The following is a 20,663-nucleotide window of genomic DNA, read 5'->3' as shown; positions in this document are numbered from 1 at the left end:
TTACTCCTGATCCATTTCGCTTACATTGGTAAAGCTGAAGGGAAGTAGTTGCTTTACATCATCAATTTTGATAATCTTTCCCGCCCCTACCATATAAATTGTATATGGTTTATTGGATATCATCTGATATTCCAGCATTACTTGCCTACAAGCACCGCATGGCGATACCGGACTTACAGTAATCCCTTTCTCGTTCGATGCAACAACAGCTAATGCTTTAATTGGAACGTTAGGGTATTGCGCACCCGCGTAGAAAAGGGCTACTCGCTCTGCGCAAAGACCTGAGGGATATGCACCATTTTCCTGATTACTCCCGGTAATTATTACCCCGTTGTCCAGTAAAACTGCTGCTCCAACCCTAAAATGGGAGTAAGGTGAATAGCTGCCAGCCAAAGCCGCTTTAGCTTGTTCTATCAAATCTTTCTCCCAATCCTTTAATTGATTGGTGTCGTGAAACTCAGTATAATCAATTGTTAGCATTGCCACATATTTTTTTAATGCACTCCCAACAAAAAAGGGAGTGCATCAAATGTAAGGATTTTTAGATAATATCGTACTTACAGATTTAATTTTCTTGGTTTAACCATATTTTCAGGGGCAAGAATGGTATCGAGCTGCTGCTTGGATAGCAAACCCTTTTGCAAAACCAGGTCATATACACTTTTATTGGTTACCAAAGCCTCCTTGGCAAGCTGGGTTGATGCTTCATAACCAATGTAAGGATTTAGGGCTGTTACCAGACCAATTGAGTTGTGCACCATACTCCTACAGCGCTCCTCGTTTGCAGTAATTCCATCAATACAACGATATTTTAACGTATTCATGCCATTCTTAAGCATCTCAATTGATTCAAAGAGGCTCTGAACAATAACGGGTTCAAAAACATTAAGTTCAAGCTGACCTCCCTCGGCGGCAAGGGTTACGGTTAAGTCGTTTCCAATTACCTTGAAAGCAATTTGGTTTACCACCTCAGGAATTACAGGATTCACTTTGCCAGGCATAATTGATGAGCCGGGCTGCATGGGCGGTAAATTAATTTCATTTAAGCCTGTTCGCGGGCCGGAGGACAGCAGGCGTAAATCGTTGGATATCTTGGAAAGCTTAACTGCTAGCCTCTTTACTGCCGATGAGTACATTACAAATGCACCAGTATCCTGGGTTGCCTCAACCAAGTTGGAGGCAAGTACCAGATCTAGTCCAGATATTTTACGTAAATGCTTAATTACTTTCTCCGGGTAATCGGGGTCCGAGTTTATACCCGTTCCTATTGCGGTAGCCCCCATGTTAACCTCTAGGAATAGCCGTACATTCTGATTCAAGCGCTCCACCTCCTCGGAAAGGGTAACCGCATATGCCTCAAACTCCTGACCAAGAGTCATGGGAACAGCATCCTGAAGCTGCGTTCTTCCCATTTTTATTACATGGGCAAACTCTTTTGCCTTTGCTCTAAACGATTCAATTAGGGATTCAAGAACTCTTACCAGTTTTTTGTTTGAGTTGATAAGCGCAATTTTAACAGCAGTAGGGTAAGCATCGTTGGTTGACTGCGACATGTTCACATGGTTCAGTGGATGGCAGTACTGATACTCCCCCTTTGAATATCCCAAATGTTCCAGTGCGCGGTTAGCAATAACCTCGTTGGCATTCATATTTGTGGAGGTGCCCGCCCCACCCTGAATCATATCAACCACAAACTGGTTGTGGAACTTCCCATTGGTTATTTCAGTGCAAGCTTTAATTATGGCGTCTTTAATGGTGGGTTCAAGTAAACCTAGTTCATGGTTTGCCTCGGCGGCAGCCTGTTTCACCATTGCAAGAGCATCAATTAAATCGGGGTAAAAGTTCAGGGTTACCCCGGAGATGTTAAAATTCTCCAAAGCCCTTAGGGTTTGTACTCCATAGTAGTACTCGGCAGGCACTTCCCTCTCTCCAAGCAAGTCGTGCTCAAGGCGGGTTGCACCTGATTCATACTGGCTAGCAGGGTTTACCATGCGGTTGTTGGCATACCTCATCCGCCGCTGCATAACCCTGGTAATATTGGTAAGTACCTTGAGGGCAATTGCAGGATTTGCATTCAAATCCTCAACCCTCAGGAGTAAAACCTTTGTTGGAGCTATAGCCCTTGCCGATGTAGAATGAGTAGATTCTGAGGCCAGAACCCCTTCGCCAAGGAAATCGCCCTTTGAGAATTGGGTTAGCTTAAGCTCAACTCCATAAGGATTGCTCTTAAAAAGTTCAACCTGCCCCTCATATATCACCAGAATGCCCTCGCGTTTATTATTCTCAATGAACAACATGCTTCCGGTAGGGAATTCCCTTTCAACAATCCCTTTGACAAGTGTATTTAGCTCCTGCTCACTCAATCCCCTGAAAAGTTCGATATTACTCAGAAAATCAACATAACTCTTTCGACTCATTTCCTTATTATTTAAGTTTCACCATAAAAAACTAACACAAAACTAAGTATGCTTGATTCTTTTTGTTCATGCAAAATACAAACATTTTACTTTTTATAATTGTTTAACATAAAAAAGAAAGGGCACTGCATGATAGCAGTACCCTACCAACCCATGAAAACAAAAACACTACTCTTTATTAACTGTTACATCAAATTCCACTTCGGTACTTTTTAATAAATGATTTTCAATAATTGCTTGTTCGTTAAAGTAAGTGATAATATGATCGAGCATAACTGCCTGCGATGAACCTGTTGCAGTGTGCTTGTAGATATTTGTGGCCAAAAGCTTAATCTGGTTCTGGTTGGCAATAAGTACCTGAATGGGGTCGAGTTCGCCAAGTTTAAATTTACCTTCAATCTTGCGCAGCTCTTCAAGGTTTGTGCTGATGTAGCCCATTAAATCGTTGTACGATTTGGTTGCCGGGTTATTTCTACGCGATACAATTGCAATTACCTGCATGGTTTGAGGGTCAATTACAGGAGCTCCGCTATTCCCATAGCAAGTAAGGCCATCGAGCAGAAGATACCTAACTCCCTGCTTATTGGAGAAAGCGGACGAAACTATTCCTGTTTTTATGGAAAGGTTTTGCCCTACTCCATTAAAACCAATAATTGCCACAGGCATGCCAATTGGGTAATTCCATCGTTCGCACAGCGACAGGCTTGGAATATCCTGAAATTCGGCAAAATCAATATTAAATACAGCGTAATCGGCTTGGTTATGGGTAAACCCAATCCTAAGGTCATCAATGAACTCTTTGTAATCCAAACGCATGGATGCCTTTGGGGTATTTGCGTCAGCCTCAACAAAACGGATTTCTACCTTTTGGGCGCCTTTTACGTAAAAGGCTTGCTCACAGGTTACAAGCGATTTATTGATCTTAAATCCACTCAACGTGTCAATGAGCACACCGTGCTCATTGTAAAAGTTCAGACAACAAACCGATGCTGAACATTTTTCCCAAACCTGACTGTACATGGTTTTTTAAATTTATAATGTTAAAGTTTTTACTAGCGTTACTACAAAAATTAGGGTGATGATGAAAAAAATGATGAACACCCCAATGTCAATTTTATTCTTTTTTACAAGTTTGAACATAGCATTATTGTTTTGCTCCTTGCCAAATATACGGTAGTTATCCTCGGAGAGTAACGTGTCAAACGTGTCAATAAATTTTTAAGAGAACCCTTTACAACCCGATTAATAGATATCTTTAAAATCCTTACATTTGAGACATCAAAAGCAGTTCGGCAATGGATTTACATAAACAGCTTATTGAAGCCGTTGAGAAGCGTTTTGGTAAAAAGATATCGTACCAACGCGACTGTAAAACCTTGTCGGAAAAAGTATTTGAGCATACACACGAGTATATTAGCCCGGCAACCCTCCGCCGGCTTTTTGGGTTCCTGAAAACGAATTCTAAACCAACACGTGTCACACTCGATATTCTTGCACGCTATTGCGGGTATAGCCACTGGCAAGACTTTGTTGAAAATCAGATTAAGGCGAGTGTTACCTCTAAAACAAACATACCGGAGCTTTGGAGTTTAATTACCACAAATACAATGGAGGTAAACCACCATAGCATTCGTTCAATACAAATAAAATCCGGAATCCCATTTGAAAAAACCGTAAGGCGAACATATCTGGAATCGTTGCTTAATCACTTTGTAAGTTCAAACTACACAGCATTGGCAATTGTGGCGCCAGGCGGTTATGGAAAATCTACTTTCATTGCCCACTGGTACTTAAATTACCCTAAAGTAAAAAAACAGCAAATAATACCCATCATCATTTCGGCATCAAAACTTGAAAACTATGCGTTTTCAGAGCTAAATATCGATGAATGGTTGTGGAGTCAAATTGGCATTAACGCATTTTCAATCCCGAATTTAAAAGATGAGCTCAAAAAACTACCTGGCACAATTGTATTCATAATTGATGCCCTTGATGAGGTTACCCTTACCGGTATTAAACTTGAAAGAACCCTTAAAGGAATACACGAGCTGGCCAAAGAATTTTCAGAATCGGCCAACACCAAGCTGATTATTACATCAAGATATGCCACATGGAAATCGCTGCAGGGTTACCTTATAAACCCAGAGGTTTGGCTGAATATTGATCAATCCAACTTTAACTCCGATAACGCAAATATTCCTCCCCTTTCGTACGATGAAATGCAAGCTGTTCTTGATAACACAGTGAACGAAGGGAAAAAGGAACGCTTGCTTATATTCGAGTTACCTGCTTTGTTACGCCAAACTATTTCGTACCCATTTTACCTACAACTTTTTATTAGCAGTTACGGTAAAGCAAACTACCAAACCCTTTCCGACCCATTGAATATCATCAACGAGTTTATCAAACAAAAAGTATTTGATTCAATTTACCCCGAAGAGAAAGCCGATATTTTGAATGCCATTGCCAAGGAATGGTTGGAAAATTCTGGTGCAATAAACAAGCAGCAGCTTAAAAAGCTTTACCCCATTAACCTAAAAACTGCAGGCAATTACTTTGATGCATACCATGATTTACTTTCGTTTGGAATTATTTCCGAAGAGAAAGTTTATACCGATTCACTAGGCTACTCAACTCTTGTTTCCATAAGTAATAATAATATATTAACCTCGCTAGTTGCCCAAAAACTAATTAAGGAGTACGGTTTAAGCGAGAAATTAATCACTGCAACAAAAAATCTCTTTTCACAAAATGAGATTTATCCAAAACTGATTGGCTACATCTTTAGCATTGGCTTTAATGAACGTAAGGCTGCATTTCTTGTGGATTTGTTCCAACTATTTTTACCCAACTACATCCCGGAACTCATCAATACACTTACGCTATGTTTTAAACGAGATGAATCACTGTTCAAGGAGTTATTACCTCACCTGCTCAGAAATAGAGAGGCAGAAAGGGAATTGTTGCTCATAAATCCCGATTTAAACGGCACTTCATCAACCTATAGAAAAATACTGGAACAGGTGCAACCCTCAAGCCCTTACTACAACGATTCAAAAGTAGCAATGGATTACTGCAACCTTATGGGTTTGGAAATCTCACATATCAATAATAGCAATGAGTGGCATAACAATTTTATAATGGCTGAGCAAAACTCAGCAAGAATTGCTGGTATGTGGTTCTGCCTTAATATCTTCTTCTCAACTGGCTCAAAAACCGAATTAATGGTAAAGAAAGCTTTGGAATTCTATAAAAGTATCAATTCCGCCAGTGCAAAGCTTGAGTTCAGGGAGTCGGTTTTACCCTTAGTTTTTATTGATAAGCGCTTTTTCCCACTACAAGATATTTTGATAGAACCCTTAAATCTCTCGGCACACCAAAAAGCGTTGGACTCTATCATTTATGAGTTCACTGACCTCACTAAAAATCGTAACCCTTTTACCCCGGAAAAGCATCATCAGCTCATGCAAAACTACAGCCAGCTCAATCCCAGCAGGAACCATTTTGCAATTGTACTCGGGGAGTTAGCCCGCTCAATATCATACTTTTACGAAAGTAACCTGAACGATGCACATACCTGTATAAGGAACTCCATTGAACTTTGTGGAATTTCGGGTTACCGCTTGCAGGAAATGGTGTTGATGAAAATACTTGGCCAAACCCTGATACGATTAGGCGAAACAAACCATGGAAAGTCGTTTATTTCGTATGCCGAAACTCTTTCGGAAAAATCGGGAGTTAAGGTATATTCCGAGTATTTTGTGTATGGTAGTTAATTAGCTCAACTATTGGGTAGCGTAAGTATTGCGATATTTTAAACCCATACTCCTCTCCAACCGAATCAAGAACCTGACTAAAAAGACAACCTACTGAACCGGTTACACCAATGGATAAATCGGATAGATTCTCAAATACCGCAAAGTGATACCGGTAAAGGGCTACAAACGCCTCCTTTACAATAGAGTATATATGCTGGTTATGGATATTCTCAAGAATAAAAGGAACGAACGATGCAAGGTACGCCGATGGGCGGGGTGCGCTATAAACCATATTGAGCACATGGCTTAGCTCAACATTGTACTGCTGCTCAAGGCTTTGGGCTATATCAGGATCGAGTGTTTTGTAAAGATAAGCACGAAGCAAAAGCCGTCCCATGTATGCTCCGCTACCCTCGTCACCCAGAACAAATCCAAGCGAGGGGGTTCGGTTATAAAGCCGTTCGCCATCGTAGTAGGCAATATTTGAGCCGGTTCCAAGGATTACAACAATGCCGGGTTGGCGCTTAAATAGCGCCCGGGCTGCCCCTAAAGCATCGGAAACTGCATGAATTTTGGCATTGCTAAAAAAAATGCCAAGATACCTTGCTACATCCTGCCCCCTTTCATGCACTCCACATCCGGAACCGTAAAAGAAAATCTCCTTTACCTGTTCTGGGTTGATCTGCTTGGGGTAGTTTTGATTTAATGCGCTTAAAAAATCTTCCTGCCTATTAAAGTATGGACTTAACCCAATGGTTTCGAAACTTGCAATGGGCTTGCCGTGTTCTAAGATTCTCCAATCGGTTTTTGTAGCTCCGCTATCGGCAATAATTATCATTTTATACTTTTTACTTTTACTTTTTTCAAAACTAAGAAATTCATCGGATTTACACCAATACCATCAACTCTGGCCGAGGTAAACCTAACCACTTTATCGTAGTACAAAGGTATAACTATGGCTTTTGATGTAACAATAGAATCGAGGCTATGGTAGTATGGTAATCGTTGGTCGTAACTGGTAAGCGACATTGCTTTCCGATAAAGCATTTCAAACTGCACACTGCTGAAATGGCTATAGTTTGGTCCATTAGGAGCAAAATTATCCGTAAGGAAACAAGCTAGGTAGTTTTCAGGATCGGGATAGTCAGCTATCCAAGACCCTCTGAAAACGGGTAGTTTCCCATTTGCAAGCATTTCGCGGTATGCTGCACCGGGTAGCACATCAATATTGAGTTTAATGCCTACCGTGCTGAGCTGGTTCTGAATAAACTCAAACAAATCGAGATAATCGTCGGTGGTTGAAACTGTTATTTCAGGTAAAGCGTTTTTACCGCTGTAACCCGCTTGCTCTAGCAATTGCATAGCCTGTAACGGGTTGTAAGCCAAACCGTAATTTACATCAGTAAAACCGGGCATGCCGGAAGGTACAAATCCACCATTAGCCGGATAGCCAAGGTTGCTCCGGAGGTAAAGCATCATTTTCTCTTTATCAAAACTCATAGCAATAGCTTTACGCACCCGTTCGTCGAGCAAAAATCTTTGGTTACCGGGGAGCTTTGCAGAGTCAATAAGTATCCCAATATACTCAGTATTTAAGTATGGGCCTGTAACCATTTTTACTTTATCGGAATACTTAGGGTTTAGCCTACCCGAGCGGGTGAGAATTTCATCCTTTGATGCTGCATTTACCCCTGAAAGAAAGTCGATTTTACCATTCACAAATTCCAGAAATTCCGATTGCTTATCGGGAATAAATGAAATGGATACAGCCTCGAGGTAAGGTAGGCGGTTACCTAGCTCATCAACCTCAAAGTAATTTGGGTTTTTGCGTAATACAAGTTTTTCCCCATCGCGCCAAAGCTTCAGGTAAAAGGGACCGGTGCCAACCGGGTTGTGGCCAAAATCCTTGCCATAAAACGAAACCGCTTCGTGAGGTACAACATAGCAGTAGGGCATGCACAACAACCCAAGAAAGGGAGGAAAAGGCTTTTTTAGCTTCAACACCAAAGTGCTATCGTTGGGGGCATAGCAACCATTCTCGTAGTTTGGGTTTTCCCTATCGAGCACACTTAACACCCACATTCCAGGCGAAGCTGTTGTGGGGTTGAGTATTCGGCCAAAGGAGTAAACAAAATCTTGGGCTGTAGCTCGTCGTCCTTTACCCGATTTGAAAACAGGCGAATCATGGAAATATACATCGTTGCGGAGGTAGAATGTGTAGGTTAAACCATCGGGGGAAATAGACCAACGCTTTGCAATGGAGGGTTCAACAGTAAGCGAATCGGAAAACTGAACAAGTCCGTTGAAAATTTGGCTCACCGGCCAAATTAATGCAAGGTTACGGGCATAGGCGGGATCAAGTGAGGTTATCCCTTTACTTTCGTTATACCTGAACACATTTGTAGATAACCTTTCAGTTTCATTGGAGCAGGATATAATCAATAAAGATGATATGAAACAGAATACTTTGGATAAAGACTGATTCATACTATAAATTTTTCACCCAAACCTACGAATTTTTAAGGAATTGTTTGGTGCCAGGGGGCATAAACCCATATAAAAATAAAGACGGAACCGAAAATACGGCTCCGTCCTTACACCCTAACTAACCTAAATCAACTAAACCTAACCAACTATTAACCCTAAAACCTATACTTGAAAAACTACTTTTATAACGCAAAAATACAACCATAGTTTCACAAAATTCAGGCCAAAAATGATGATATAAAACACCTTTTTTGAATGACTTGTATATACTGATATTCAGCAGTATATGTTATAAAACACATGTGGATTTTTAACGATTATTAACCCTTAAATTGGATATAAAATTTTGCAAGGCTGAAGCTGAATTTAACGATTCAACTGGGGGTAAACCTGCAAACTTACGGGCATAATTTACTTTATCAATTTCAAAACACTCCTCCTCAAACCCAAAAAGATATCTGAAAGCAATGGCTACTTTTAGGGTTGTTGGCCTACAGCGGATAGTTAGCTTAGAGTATCGACCCGGATGTATGTGAATGTAATATTCATCGTTTTGTCCTAATCGCATAACCCAGCGCGAACCATCGCTGAGATAAATGTTTTTGAACGTAACTTCAGGTAAGCCAAGCCAGTGTTTAAAATCATCAACATTGGCTACACCCAAATCCATAAAATATTTGTTAACCTCATTTACTATTGTGTAAACAGGTAGTTCACCAATGTAAAAATCGAGTAGAGTCCCTCCGATATACCCTAAAAAATGATCTAGGTTGATTCCTCCTTCCCCTCTGATTAGTTGAATTTGGTTGCATACAAAACCACAATGGTGCTTCCAGGGATTGAAAGCGATAGGTTTATGCTCCTGCACACACACCGCCTGTCCGTTTTGATATTTAACAGACATATTTTTAAGCAAACTATCTGTTGATTTGTTTACTTTGTGGCAAATTACAAAAATTATGAACAAGGTTATAACATTATCGCCCATATTTCGAGGATTAACTGAGGATGATGTAGCCCATCTTTTAAATGAAACACCCCATACCATTCGCTCATTCAGCAAAGGACAAACCATAGCCCAGCGAACCGAGGAGGTTCGAAGTTTGTGCATTGTAGTTGAGGGGAGTGTAAAGGGCGAGATGGTGGACTTTTCCGGTAAAATTCTTAAGATTGAGGAGATGCATGCTCCAATGCCAATTGCGCACGCCTTTCTTTTTGGCGAAAACAACCGATACCCTGTTGATGTTATTGCTCTGGAAGACTGCAAATTACTGTATATCCCTAAAGTTGAGTTTCTTGGGCTGATGCAGAAAAACGCACAGGTGCTAACCAATTACCTTAACTCCATATCAAACCGGGCTCAATTTCTGTCGAACAAGCTTTGGTTCCTATCATTTAAAACCATAAAGGAAAAAATAGCGCATTACCTGTTAAACCTATCAAAAAGCGAAGTTAGAACCACACTCATACTACCAAAATCGCATCAGGAATTGGCAGAGTTTTTTGGCGTAACGCGCCCTGCCCTGGCAAGGGTTTTTTCTGAGATGCAGGACGAGGGTATTATTCACATTAACCGTCGTGAAATAACCATTCTTAACCGTAACAAGTTGTTGGAAATGATAAAGTAGCTACCGGTAAAAATTTTTAGTAAAAGCACCATTGGGTCTTTTGCCATGAACAACCCATAACCAGAGAGCATAAGTAAATCCTAAACCATATCCGTAAAGCTGAACCCATGCCGCCACCACGCTCAATAATGCAACCGTGAGCGAATTCCCTTTTAACAAGGAGTCGAACATAATAGCAATTGAGTAAAGCAAGGGAAAAATTGAAATAACGGGGTAAGCCCATGATAGCAGAACTGCTACGCTCATTACAAATACAAACCCCGAGGGTAATAGGTGAACCAGTTTTAGTGAGTTTCTGTGAATAATGCTAAGGTTTATGCGAGCCATACCCGAGTTGAAAACCTGCTTAAAAAACTTACGGAAATCGGTTCTGCGTTTATGGTAAACAAATGCTTTAGGGAAAAGCCTACTCCTAAAACCCATCTCAAAAAGCCTGAGGCTTAAATCCACATCCTCCCCAAACCTCATATTTGAAAAACCGCCAACCGAATGGAATACTTCGGCATTTATGCCCATGTTAAAGCTACGAGGAGTAAAACGTTCCAGCTTTACCCTTCCCCCACGAATACCCCCTGTTGTAAAAAATGAGGTCATGGAGTAGCCAATTGCCTTTTGAACATCGGTAAACGAGGGGTGAGTAGCATCGGGGCCTCCAAAAAAATCGACATACTCTGCCGTAAGCTCCTCCTCAACACGGGTAAAGTAATTATTAGGGATTATGCAATCTGAGTCAAAAAAGATTAGGAATTCCCCCTTTGCCCTTTCGGCACCATAGTTTCGTGTTAGCCCGGGACCAGTGTTTTCCTTGAAAAAGTATTGAATTTTTAGTCTGGAGGCGAATTTGTTTACTACTTCGCTACAGGGAACCTTTGATCCATCCTCAACTACAATCACCTCAAAATCATCATATTCCTGATCTGCAAGACTTTGAAGTAACTCCTCAACCTCGCCAGGGCGATTATATACCGGTATGATAACAGAAAAACGCATAGTTTTTAACTTAAGTCACGAAGATACTACTATTATTTAACTTCGCATTCGTCACCAAAATTATGCCCTACACCATAAGAAAAATTTATTTAGACAATAAGTTTTCGCAAATGTTTAATTGAAGTATAAAAAAAATTTATCAAAAAGAACAATTTTTAAATTTTGTTAATATATTCGAATGTTTAAAAATCAATCTTTGGCATGAGGCAATTGAAGATAATTAAACAGGTTACTAATCGCGAGGCTGTCTCGCTTGACAAGTACCTTCATGAAATTGGCAAGGTTGATTTGCTCACAGCCGAAGAGGAGGTAACGCTTGCCAGGAAAATAAAAGAAGGCGACCAGGAAGCACTGGCAAAACTCGTAAAAGCCAATTTAAGATTTGTAGTGTCGGTGGCAAAGCAGTACCAGAACCAGGGGTTAAGCCTACCCGACCTGATTAACGAAGGGAATGTTGGATTAATTAAAGCTGCCCAGCGCTTTGATGAGACCAGGGGATTCAAATTCATATCGTACGCAGTGTGGTGGATCCGCCAATCAATACTGCAAGCTTTAGCCGAACAGGCAAGAATAGTTAAACTACCGCTGAATAAAATTGGTTCAATCAACAAAGTTAACAGGGCATTAGCAGAGCTGGAACAACGTTTTGAGCGCGAACCAACCATTGAGGAACTATCGGAACAGCTCGAGCTTGCCCCTGAGGATATTAAAGAGGCCTTACGTGGGAATAACAGGCACCTTTCAATGGATGCACCCCTCACCCAGGATGAGGACAGCAGTATGTACGACGTACTACTTTCACCCGATTCACCCATGCCCGATAAGGGATTGCTTAACGAAAGCCTGCGTCGTGAAATTGAGAGAGCATTGTCCACCCTTACTCCCCGCGAAGCAAACATTATTAGACTTTACTTTGGCTTAAATGGGAAACACCCACTTACCCTTGAGGAGATTGGCGAAGAGTTTGATCTAACCCGTGAGCGTGTCCGCCAGATAAAGGAAAAAGCGCTAAAAAGGCTAAAACAAACCACAAGGAGTAAGATACTCAAGAGCTACCTAGGCTAAGCAATATGCAACGACCCGCTAAGCGGGTCGCTTTCTTTTTTTGCTACCTTTGCACAAAATGTATGAAACATGGAACGTTTAGTAGCCCCATCGATGCTTTCGGCCGATTTTGCGAACCTGGCCTGCGATATCGAAATGGTAAACAAGAGCCAGGCCGACTGGTTTCATCTGGACATAATGGATGGTGTGTTTGTACCAAACATATCGTTCGGATTCCCTGTGGTTGAACGCATCAAAGCCTTGGCTACTAAGCCCCTTGATGTACATCTGATGATAATTGAGCCCGACCGTTACCTTGAGCGTTTCCGCGAGGCTGGCGCCGACTGGCTAACTGTTCACTACGAAGCTTGCACACACCTTAATAGGACTCTTTCACGTATCAGGGAACTTGGAATGAAGGCAGGCGTCTCGGTTAATCCACACACACCCGTTGAACTGCTAACCGATATTCTTGAATATGCCGATTTGGTTCTTATCATGTCAGTAAACCCCGGGTTTGGCGGACAAAAATTCATACCCAACAGCATTGCTAGAATTGAACGATTAAGAAAACTTATCGACCAAAAAGGGCTATCAACCCTGATAGAGGTTGATGGTGGCGTAGGTCCAAGCAACGCCCGTGAACTTTACCAAGCAGGGGCAAACGTGCTTGTAGCCGGAAACGCAGTTTTTAAGGCCGATAATCCGTTGGCAGCAATTGAGATGATAAAGAACGCCTAGCTAGTAAACCAAGTTTTTTCGCAATTCCACCAACTGTCTTATGTTTTTAAAGGCTTTTTTACTTTCATCAAAATTTAAAGTTTGATGACCATCGGATAGCGCTTTTTCTGGCGTTTTATGAATTTCAAGCAGCACTCCATCGGCGCCTGCCATTACTGAGGCTAGAGCCATGTTTTCAACGTAGTCTCTAACCCCAACACCATGCGAAGGATCGCAAAAGACTGGTAGATGACTTTTATCCTTGAGGTAAGGAATTGCATTAAGGTCTAGGGTGTTTCTGTATTCTTTTTCGAATGTTCGTATCCCCCTTTCACAAAGTATAATTTTTTCATTACCGCTCGAGAAAATATACTCTGCCGACGATAGAAGCTCAGAAAGTGTAGCGGACATTCCTCGTTTTAGCAACACAGGCTTATCAACTTTTCCTAACGCATCCAACAAGTTAAAATTCTGCATGTTGCGAGTTCCCACCTGAAAAATATCGGTGTAGGGGTACATCTCATCAATTTGGGAAACCTGCATGACCTCAGTAACCACTTTAATACTGTTGGCCTTACAATGATTTGAAAAAAGTTTTAATCCATCAATACCTAGCCCCCTAAAGGAATAGGGTGAACTGCGTGGTTTAAAAATTCCTCCACGCATAAGCTGGATGCCTTGCTGCTTTAAAAATTCTACAATGGTTATAACCTGCTCCTCGCTCTCAATGGCGCAAGGTCCAGCAACAATTGTAAAATCGTCACGCGAAATTTTTATTCCATTCCCCAAATCAATTTCAGTATCTTTAACTTTCCATTGCCTTGAAACTAATGGGTTAGGATCGGTTACTATGTGAACATCTTTAACACCAGGCTGGTTCCCAATTATACGAATATCAACTTCTGTTTTTCCAATGCACACCAAATATTCCTGATTAAAAGTGTTTACTCGGGTAACCTTGTATCCAGCATTTGTTAATTTCTCAACAATACTTTTAAGATGAGAATTGGTGCAGTTTTTTTCTAATTGAATTAGCATAACTTAATTAGTTATTACCTCTGATTTTACTTATAAATAATGCTGTGTTTCCTTCAATATTGTTGCCATTCCCAATACATTTGAGAAATGCACTTCCAATAATTGCACCATTACAGTATTGCGTAGCAATGTTAAAGGTTTGCTCATTGTGTATTCCAAATCCTACCAAAATGGGATTGCTGAGGTTTAAGGAGCTTATCCGCGACAAGTAAGCCCGATGAAGCTCAGAATAGTTTTCTTCTTTACCAGTAGTGGACAACGAACTAACGGCGTATATAAACCCTTTTGAAACACTGTCGATTAGCCGAATACGATTATCGGGGGTACTTGGCGTGATTAAGAAGATCAACGGCAACCTATAAGACTCAAAAATGTTCTGGTAGTTCTGTATGTATTCATCCAAGGGAATATCAGGTACAATAACTCCGCTTATTCCTAATTTGCTTGCTTCAGAACAGAATTTCTCAATACCGTATTTGAGAATTGGATTGAGGTAGCCCATCAAAACCAATGGGACTTGCACTTGATCTTTTATTGATGCCAGCTGGTTAAAGAGTACATTTATGGTCATCCCATTGGAAAGAGCAACTATACTTGTTTGCTGAATAACACTTCCATCAGCCAGAGGGTCAGAGAAAGGGATTCCAACCTCAATCATATCCACTCCGCTCTTTTGTAGAGCTAGAATAACCCTATTAGTGGAGTTTAACTCAGGAAACCCAGCAGTAAAATAAATTGAGAGAATTTTATTCTTTTTGCCGCGAAACATTTCGCTGATTTTACTCTTTTCCATACTTTTGTTCATAATATTCATTAAAAGTATTAAGATCCTTATCGCCTCGTCCCGATAGGTTAACCACAACAATATCGCTTTGCTTAAGGTTTAGCCTTGAAAGTGCAGCTAAAGCGTGGGACGATTCTAGTGCTGGAATAATTCCTTCGGTTTTGGCCAATTCAAACGCTGCATTTAAAGCTTCACTATCAGTCGCAAAAAGGTATTTTGCCCTTCCTGTAGTGTAAAGATGTGCATGAAGTGGGCCAACACCTGGATAATCAAGTCCAGCGGATAATGAGTGAGCTTCAAGTATTTGACCATCCTCATTTTGCATAAGTAAGGTTTTACACCCATGAATTATACCTTCGGAGCCTGTAGATATAGTTGCTGCTGTTTTTTTGGTTTCAATACCTTCACCAGCGGCTTCAACACCAATTAGGTTTACCTTGGAGTTTTCAATAAAATGGTAAAAAGCCCCTGCTGCATTGCTTCCGCCTCCAACACAGGCAACTATGTAGTTGGGGCTCTCAACACCCTCTTTTTCTTTAAGCTGATATTGAATTTCCCTACTTATTACCGATTGAAATTTTGCAACCATATCGGGATAAGGGTGCGGCCCTATGGTAGAGCCAATTACATAGTGGGTATCATGGGCATTATTAATCCAAAACCGGATGGCTTCATTTGTTGCATCCTTTAAAGTTTGACTGCCTGAGTATGCTGGAACAACTGTTGCTCCTAGCATCCTCATTCTTAAAACGTTAGGTTGTTGGCGCTGTATATCCTTAGCTCCCATAAATACTGTACATTTTAATCCCATAAGTGCACAAACAGTTGCTGTTGCCACACCATGTTGTCCCGCTCCTGTCTCAGCTATTATATGGATCTTGTTCAGCCGTTTTGCTAATAGAATTTGACCTATAACATTATTAAGTTTGTGAGCGCCGGTATGACACAAATCCTCACGTTTCAGGTAGATTTTTGCCCCCTTTATAGCAGAAAGATTTTTGGCAAGGTACAAGGGGGTTGGCCTACCTACATAATTTTTCAGCAATTCATCAAACTCCTTTTTAAAGTCATCGGAATCGATAATATTAAGGTAGTTCTGCTGTAGCTCATATATATTGGCATGGAGCATTTCTGGAATAAACGCCCCGCCAAATTTACCATAGTAGCCTTTACTGTTGGGTTGAAAGTTCATGCCTATTTAACTGTTTAATGAATTGTTCTAGTTTTCTGATATCTTTTAAACCTGGTTCTGATTCGAATCGGCTGTTAACGTCCACCGCATAAAGTTTTGGGAACTTCAGTTTATTCAAATACAAAGCATCCTTGGGGCCGATTCCTCCACTTAGGAAGAAAGGAGTAGTTAAATTATAATCTGAAATTACGCTATGATTAAATGGCACCCCATTCCCTCCGTATTCTTTTCCGTAAGTATCAAAAAGGAAGTAGTTGCAGCAACCTTCATAATCGCCTAAATTTGAAGGGATTGTTTGTTGTACCCTGAAAACTTTTATCACGGAAGCAAATGTTTGAACCTCTTTGCATTGCTCAGGACTCTCATCCCCGTGAAGCTGAATGTGAGTAAAACCATACTTTTGAACAATACTCTTTATTGTATGAGTATTCTCATTAACAAAAACGGCTACTTTCTTTATACTTACTGGAATTAATTCAAAGTTGATGTAACTCAACCTGTCGCTAACATCGCGCTGTGAACCAGAAAAGAAAATAAACCCAAGAAAATCAGGATGAAAATTCACTATTCTTGCAATGTTAGACTTATCGGTTATACCGCATATTTTAAGCTTCATACTTTCAGTATTGTGTTGAAAAGTTATTAATCATGCAAACCTGAGCTGGTCTTACTTGAGCTTAACTCTTTTACTTTGCTGATAAATTTCTCACACGCCTTTCCTGGATTCGGTTCTCGCATAAACCTCTCGCCAATTAAAAATCCCTGAAAACCCATTGTTTTCAATGTAAGCAACGATTCTGGGGAATCAATTCCGCTTTCAGCTATTTTTACCACGTGCTTTGGTATGAGCTGTACTAATAATTCCATATGATCAACGCTTACATTGAATGTTTTTAGGTTTCTGCTATTAATACCAATAATTTCAGCATCGGCTGGTAGTTTAGAAATACTTTGCCTTTCATGAATCTCGAAAAGTACTTGCATGCCTAATGATTTGGCTAGGGAAGAGAAGTTGGACAGCTGTTTTTTTGGAAGAATCTCGGTTATAAGCAGGATAGCATCAGCGCCAATGCTCTTAGCCTCAATAACTTGATACTCATCGACAATAAAATCCTTACGGAGGATTGGGCAAAAGTTAAACTTTCTTGCAATAGTTAAATCCATTGCCGATCCGCCAAAAAACATACTTTCAGTTAATACCGATAGGGCCGATGCCCCAGCCTGCATGTATAGCAGGCATACTTCATCCGGCTTTGCAAACTCGTTAATAATTCCCCTGGATGGCGATTTGCGCTTAAATTCAGCTATAACTCCTGATAGGTCAGGACGAAGAATGTATTTTTTAAGCGATAATGGCTGAGAATTAAAGTAAATGCTTCGTTCAAGCAATTTGGTTGGGTAAAGTTCCTTTTGCTCGGCAACCTGAATTTTTCTATTTGTAACAATTTCATTAAGAATACTCATAGCTATTGCATTGATATTAGTTTATTAAAACATTCTAAAGCTTTCCCAGACTCTAATGATTCCCTGGCATACAGGGTGGATTCTGCAAAAGGAAAACCCTTGTAACAGCTAATTGCCATTGCCGAGTTAGCAATTACCACATCAATTCTATTTTTATCGGCACTGTTACTGAGAACCGAAAGAAAAATCTTAGCCGATTTTTCAACGGTTTCTCCTCCTGCAATATTCTCTGGTGATATTTTGCAAAAACCTAGGCTTTCAGGTGTTAAGCAATCTTCGCCAGCCTTTGAAAATATTTTAGTAGAGCTGGTTAACGAAATCTCGTCGTAACCATCAAGGCTGTGAATAATTCTGTAATCGTTAAGATAGTTGCTTAGCAAATAACTGTAAATTCTAGCAACTTCAATACTAAAAACTCCGCTAACCTGATATTTTGGGCGAGATGGATTTAGCAAGGGGCCCAGCATGTTAAAAAAAGTTCTTACGCCAAGTTGACGCCTTACTGGGCCAACAGCCTTTAGCGCCGGATGAAACAGAGGCGCATGTAAAAAACAAACATTGGTATTGTCAATTTCCCTTTTTAACTTACCGGAATCGCTACTGAATTTATACCCAAAATACTCCATTACATTGGATGAACCCGAAACGGAGGTTGCCCCATAATTTCCATGCTTTACAACGGGAATTCCAGCACCTGCAACAACAAAAGCCGATGCCGTTGAAATGTTAAAAGTGTTTTTACCATCGCCACCCGTACCACAAAGATCTATTGTATGACCGTCATATATATCTACTTTGACTGAAAGATCCAGCAAAGCATCGCGAAACCCCTGTAACTCTTCCAAACTGATGCTTCGCATGATATAGGCAGTAAGCACTGCGGCCATTTGAGATTCATTGACGCTGCCATTTGCAATACCGTGCATTAAGTTTTGCGATTCGGTTCTACTAAGCTTTTGCGATTCAAATAGCTTAGTTAATATTTGTTTCATATCCACCTCCCCAATTTAAATTGAACCCTAAAATCTTTTTAACCAGTTAAAAATGATCTGTTTCCCCACGGGAGTTAGTATTGACTCAGGATGAAATTGAACACCACACACATCGAAATCTTTATGACCAATGGCCATGATTTGTCCGTTCTGATCTGTTGCCTCAATCCTTAAACAGCTGGGCAAATTGTTAGGGTTTACAACCCACGAATGGTATCTGCCTGCTTCAAATATTACAGGGATACCATCGAAAAGGTAATGCGGCGGATTGTTAACTATGATGCTGCTGGAAACACCATGGTAAACTTTTTCAAGATTAATAAGCGTACCACCAAACGACTCTGCTATAGCTTGCTCTCCAAGGCAAACCCCGAAGATTCTTTTAGTTGAATAATACCTTTTTATAATAGATAGCATGTTCCCTGCTTCAGAAGGAATTCCAGGTCCTGGTGATAGGATTATTCCATCGAAACGATTTACTTCATTCACCTCTATTTGATCGTTTCTAAAAACCTCAATTTGGTGTTCACCAAATTCTTCAACGTAATGAAGTAGGTTAAAAGTAAATGAGTCGTAGTTGTCGAGTAGTAATATTGATGCCATAAATGTTTGAATTTGAACATTAAGGTGATTGTTAAACAATTTTTTCTGCGTATTCTATTGCTCTTCTTAATGCCGAAATCTTTGAATTAACCTCGGCTAGTTCGCCTTTTGGCGATGAACCAATAACAACTCCTGCCCCAGCCTGATAGTAAAGGGTTCCATTGCTACTAATAAATGAACGAATAACTATTGCGTGATTAATGTCGCCATTTATTCCAATAAACCCAACTGCTCCACCATAAATTCCTCGAGGGGTAGGCTCAATGTTTCCTATTAACTGAATTGCTTTATGCTTTGGTGCTCCACTAAGAGTTCCTGCAGGGAAGGTTGATGCAAGTAATGAATAGGGTTTAGTATTTGGCTTAAGTTTTCCTTTAACACACGATACCAAATGAATTACATGTGAATAGCTTTGAACTTCGCGGAATTTATCAACGGTAACATCAACAGCATGCCTACTAAGGTCATTTCTGGCTAAATCAACAAGCATACAATGCTCAGAATTTTCCTTTGGGTTTTTTAATAACTCATCGGTTATTATCTTATCAAATTGAGCATCTCCACTACGAGCAGTTGTTCCAGCTATCGGGTTAATTGTTGCTACGCCATTAGTGACTTTAAGATGAGCTTCAGGAGATGAACCGAAGATGCGAAAATTCATGTAATCAAAATAGAACAAGTAAGGAGAAGGATTGATAGAACGCAATGCTCGGTATACATTGAAGTCGTCGCCACTATACTTCTTGCTGAATTGCCGGGAAAGCACAATCTGGAAAACATCACCTCTAGCACAATGTATTTTCCCTTTTTCAACCATTTCCATGTAGTAGTCATCATTCATGTTTGAATATTCCTCAGAGGTGGCTTGAAACGGAAATGTTGGGGTATTCTTATTTGAAAGTAATGATAGAAGCTTACTGGAAATCTCATCCACGTTTGGAGCAAGAAACTCGTAAAGAGTTAGAGTATTATTGAAATGGTTAAACTCGATTACCACCTGGTAAAAATCATACTTAATTAAAGGAAAAACTGCATTAGAAGTTTCAATATTAACATTATCGAATAGGTTAATGGAATCATAAGCGGTAAATCCAAAAAAGCCTGCATTTCCTACATCAGTATTATCAATTTTAAAACTTTGCAAAAACGAGTCAAAAAGCGCAGGAGGGAATTCATCCACAGTGTTGAATTCTGAACTTTCCAAAAGCACATAGGTTTTTGTTTTAGTTCCTGTAACCTCAATTCCAGCAAAAGGCTTTACACATATATATGAAAAAGCATCGCTCCTTTCACTGTAATCGGCACATTCCAGTAGAAGGCATTGTGGGTATACATCGCGCAACTTCAGGTATACTCCAATTGGGGTATATGTGTCTGCTGAAATTCTTCTCGATTTTACAGTTATTCTTGTTATTTTCATGGTTTAAACTATTAAATTAAAAAACTTAGGGGGCTTGCTGTGTTAAGCAAGCCCCCTAATATTAAGTTAATTCTTTTACTATCAGCACATAAGGACTAAAGCGGCTTAACACAGCATCTAATGAAA

At 40.2% G+C, this 20,663-nt stretch carries 19 protein-coding genes and 1 pseudogene; 4 read left to right on the top strand and 16 right to left on the bottom strand.

The genetic code is table 11. From position 1 onward, the window contains the following. From cdd to AB6811_RS08600, 4 genes and pseudogenes are all read right to left on the bottom strand, one after another. Positions 1–480, bottom strand: a complete 480-nt coding sequence (gene cdd, locus AB6811_RS08615; protein ID WP_369490041.1) for a cytidine deaminase — start codon at positions 478–480, stop codon at positions 1–3. A 77-nt stretch (positions 481–557) separates the two neighbouring features. Continuing rightward, positions 558–1,991 (bottom strand): aspartate ammonia-lyase, encoded by a 1,434-nt coding sequence (gene aspA, locus AB6811_RS08610; RefSeq protein WP_369490047.1) that lies wholly within the window; start codon positions 1,989–1,991, stop codon positions 558–560. A 93-nt stretch (positions 1,992–2,084) separates the two neighbouring features. Continuing rightward, a pseudogene (locus AB6811_RS08605) lies at positions 2,085–2,417 on the bottom strand (cyclic nucleotide-binding domain-containing protein); the annotation flags it as partial. Positions 2,418–2,585: 168 nt separating this feature from the next. Next, a complete protein-coding gene (locus tag AB6811_RS08600) occupies positions 2,586–3,437 on the bottom strand; it encodes a S1 family peptidase (protein WP_369490040.1) in 852 nt (283 codons plus the stop codon). Between the two features lie 275 nt (positions 3,438–3,712). Between AB6811_RS08600 and AB6811_RS08595 the strand changes: the two genes are divergently transcribed. Beyond that, positions 3,713–6,193: an NACHT domain-containing protein gene (locus AB6811_RS08595; RefSeq protein ID WP_369490039.1), complete on the top strand. Its 2,481-nt coding sequence runs from the start codon at positions 3,713–3,715 to the stop codon at positions 6,191–6,193. Here the strand turns inward: AB6811_RS08595 and AB6811_RS08590 are convergent. The 3 genes from AB6811_RS08590 to AB6811_RS08580 all read right to left on the bottom strand — a co-directional run bounded on the left by AB6811_RS08590 (position 6,156) and on the right by AB6811_RS08580 (position 9,566). Then, positions 6,156–7,013 (bottom strand): BadF/BadG/BcrA/BcrD ATPase family protein, encoded by an 858-nt coding sequence (locus tag AB6811_RS08590; protein WP_369490038.1) that lies wholly within the window; start codon positions 7,011–7,013, stop codon positions 6,156–6,158. The genes AB6811_RS08595 and AB6811_RS08590 overlap by 38 nt on opposite strands. Further along, a complete protein-coding gene (locus AB6811_RS08585) occupies positions 7,010–8,662 on the bottom strand; it encodes an ABC transporter substrate-binding protein (protein ID WP_369490037.1) in 1,653 nt (550 codons plus the stop codon). Before AB6811_RS08585 ends, AB6811_RS08590 begins: the two co-directional genes overlap by 4 nt. Positions 8,663–8,972: 310 nt before the next feature. Further along, complete coding sequence (locus tag AB6811_RS08580) at positions 8,973–9,566, bottom strand: hypothetical protein (protein ID WP_369490036.1); 594 nt, start codon at positions 9,564–9,566, stop codon at positions 8,973–8,975. A gap of 55 nt (positions 9,567–9,621) precedes the next feature. Between AB6811_RS08580 and AB6811_RS08575 the strand changes: the two genes are divergently transcribed. After that, on the top strand, positions 9,622–10,290 hold the full coding sequence (locus AB6811_RS08575; protein WP_369490035.1) for a Crp/Fnr family transcriptional regulator: 669 nt from the start codon (positions 9,622–9,624) through the stop codon (positions 10,288–10,290). On the opposite strand, the gene AB6811_RS08570 is transcribed toward AB6811_RS08575, so the two are convergent. After that, positions 10,291–11,280: a glycosyltransferase gene (locus tag AB6811_RS08570; protein ID WP_369490034.1), complete on the bottom strand. Its 990-nt coding sequence runs from the start codon at positions 11,278–11,280 to the stop codon at positions 10,291–10,293. Between the two features lie 201 nt (positions 11,281–11,481). Here AB6811_RS08570 and AB6811_RS08565 point away from each other — a divergent pair, with 201 nt between their 5' ends. Further along, complete coding sequence (locus AB6811_RS08565) at positions 11,482–12,345, top strand: sigma-70 family RNA polymerase sigma factor (RefSeq protein ID WP_369490033.1); 864 nt, start codon at positions 11,482–11,484, stop codon at positions 12,343–12,345. A 69-nt stretch (positions 12,346–12,414) separates the two neighbouring features. Beyond that, a complete protein-coding gene (rpe, locus tag AB6811_RS08560; RefSeq protein WP_369490032.1) occupies positions 12,415–13,065 on the top strand; it encodes a ribulose-phosphate 3-epimerase in 651 nt (216 codons plus the stop codon). Here rpe and aroF read toward each other — a convergent pair whose 3' ends face one another. From aroF to AB6811_RS08520, 8 genes are read right to left on the bottom strand one after another with little or no spacing between them, the layout of a single operon-like run. Then, positions 13,066–14,082, bottom strand: coding sequence for a 3-deoxy-7-phosphoheptulonate synthase (gene aroF / locus AB6811_RS08555; protein ID WP_369490031.1), 1,017 nt, complete (start codon positions 14,080–14,082; stop codon positions 13,066–13,068). 7 nt (positions 14,083–14,089) lie between these two features. Further along, positions 14,090–14,875 (bottom strand): tryptophan synthase subunit alpha, encoded by a 786-nt coding sequence (gene trpA, locus AB6811_RS08550; RefSeq protein WP_369490030.1) that lies wholly within the window; start codon positions 14,873–14,875, stop codon positions 14,090–14,092. Further along, on the bottom strand, positions 14,862–16,058 hold the full coding sequence (trpB, locus tag AB6811_RS08545; RefSeq protein WP_369490029.1) for a tryptophan synthase subunit beta: 1,197 nt from the start codon (positions 16,056–16,058) through the stop codon (positions 14,862–14,864). Before trpB ends, trpA begins: the two co-directional genes overlap by 14 nt. Then, positions 16,036–16,674 carry a phosphoribosylanthranilate isomerase gene (locus AB6811_RS08540; RefSeq protein ID WP_369490028.1) on the bottom strand — a complete coding sequence of 213 codons (639 nt, stop codon included), beginning with the start codon at positions 16,672–16,674 and terminating at the stop codon, positions 16,036–16,038. The genes trpB and AB6811_RS08540 overlap by 23 nt, the downstream gene beginning before the upstream one ends. Positions 16,675–16,700: 26 nt before the next feature. Beyond that, positions 16,701–17,522, bottom strand: coding sequence for an indole-3-glycerol phosphate synthase TrpC (gene trpC / locus AB6811_RS08535; RefSeq protein ID WP_369490027.1), 822 nt, complete (start codon positions 17,520–17,522; stop codon positions 16,701–16,703). A 2-nt stretch (positions 17,523–17,524) separates the two neighbouring features. After that, a complete protein-coding gene (gene trpD, locus AB6811_RS08530; protein WP_369490026.1) occupies positions 17,525–18,514 on the bottom strand; it encodes an anthranilate phosphoribosyltransferase in 990 nt (329 codons plus the stop codon). 27 nt (positions 18,515–18,541) lie between these two features. Beyond that, positions 18,542–19,117, bottom strand: a complete 576-nt coding sequence (locus tag AB6811_RS08525) for an anthranilate synthase component II (RefSeq protein ID WP_369490025.1) — start codon at positions 19,115–19,117, stop codon at positions 18,542–18,544. Between the two features lie 31 nt (positions 19,118–19,148). Beyond that, entirely contained in the window at positions 19,149–20,537 is a 1,389-nt protein-coding gene (locus AB6811_RS08520; protein WP_369490024.1) for an anthranilate synthase component I family protein, read from the bottom strand. Between the last annotated feature and the right edge of the window lie 126 nt (positions 20,538–20,663).

This window comes from Tenuifilum sp. 4138str (assembly GCF_041102575.1).
Lineage (GTDB): Bacteria > Bacteroidota > Bacteroidia > Bacteroidales > Tenuifilaceae > Tenuifilum > Tenuifilum osseticum.
Note: the sequence above shows the minus strand (reverse complement) of the source record. Positions and strands in the feature narration are given on the sequence as shown.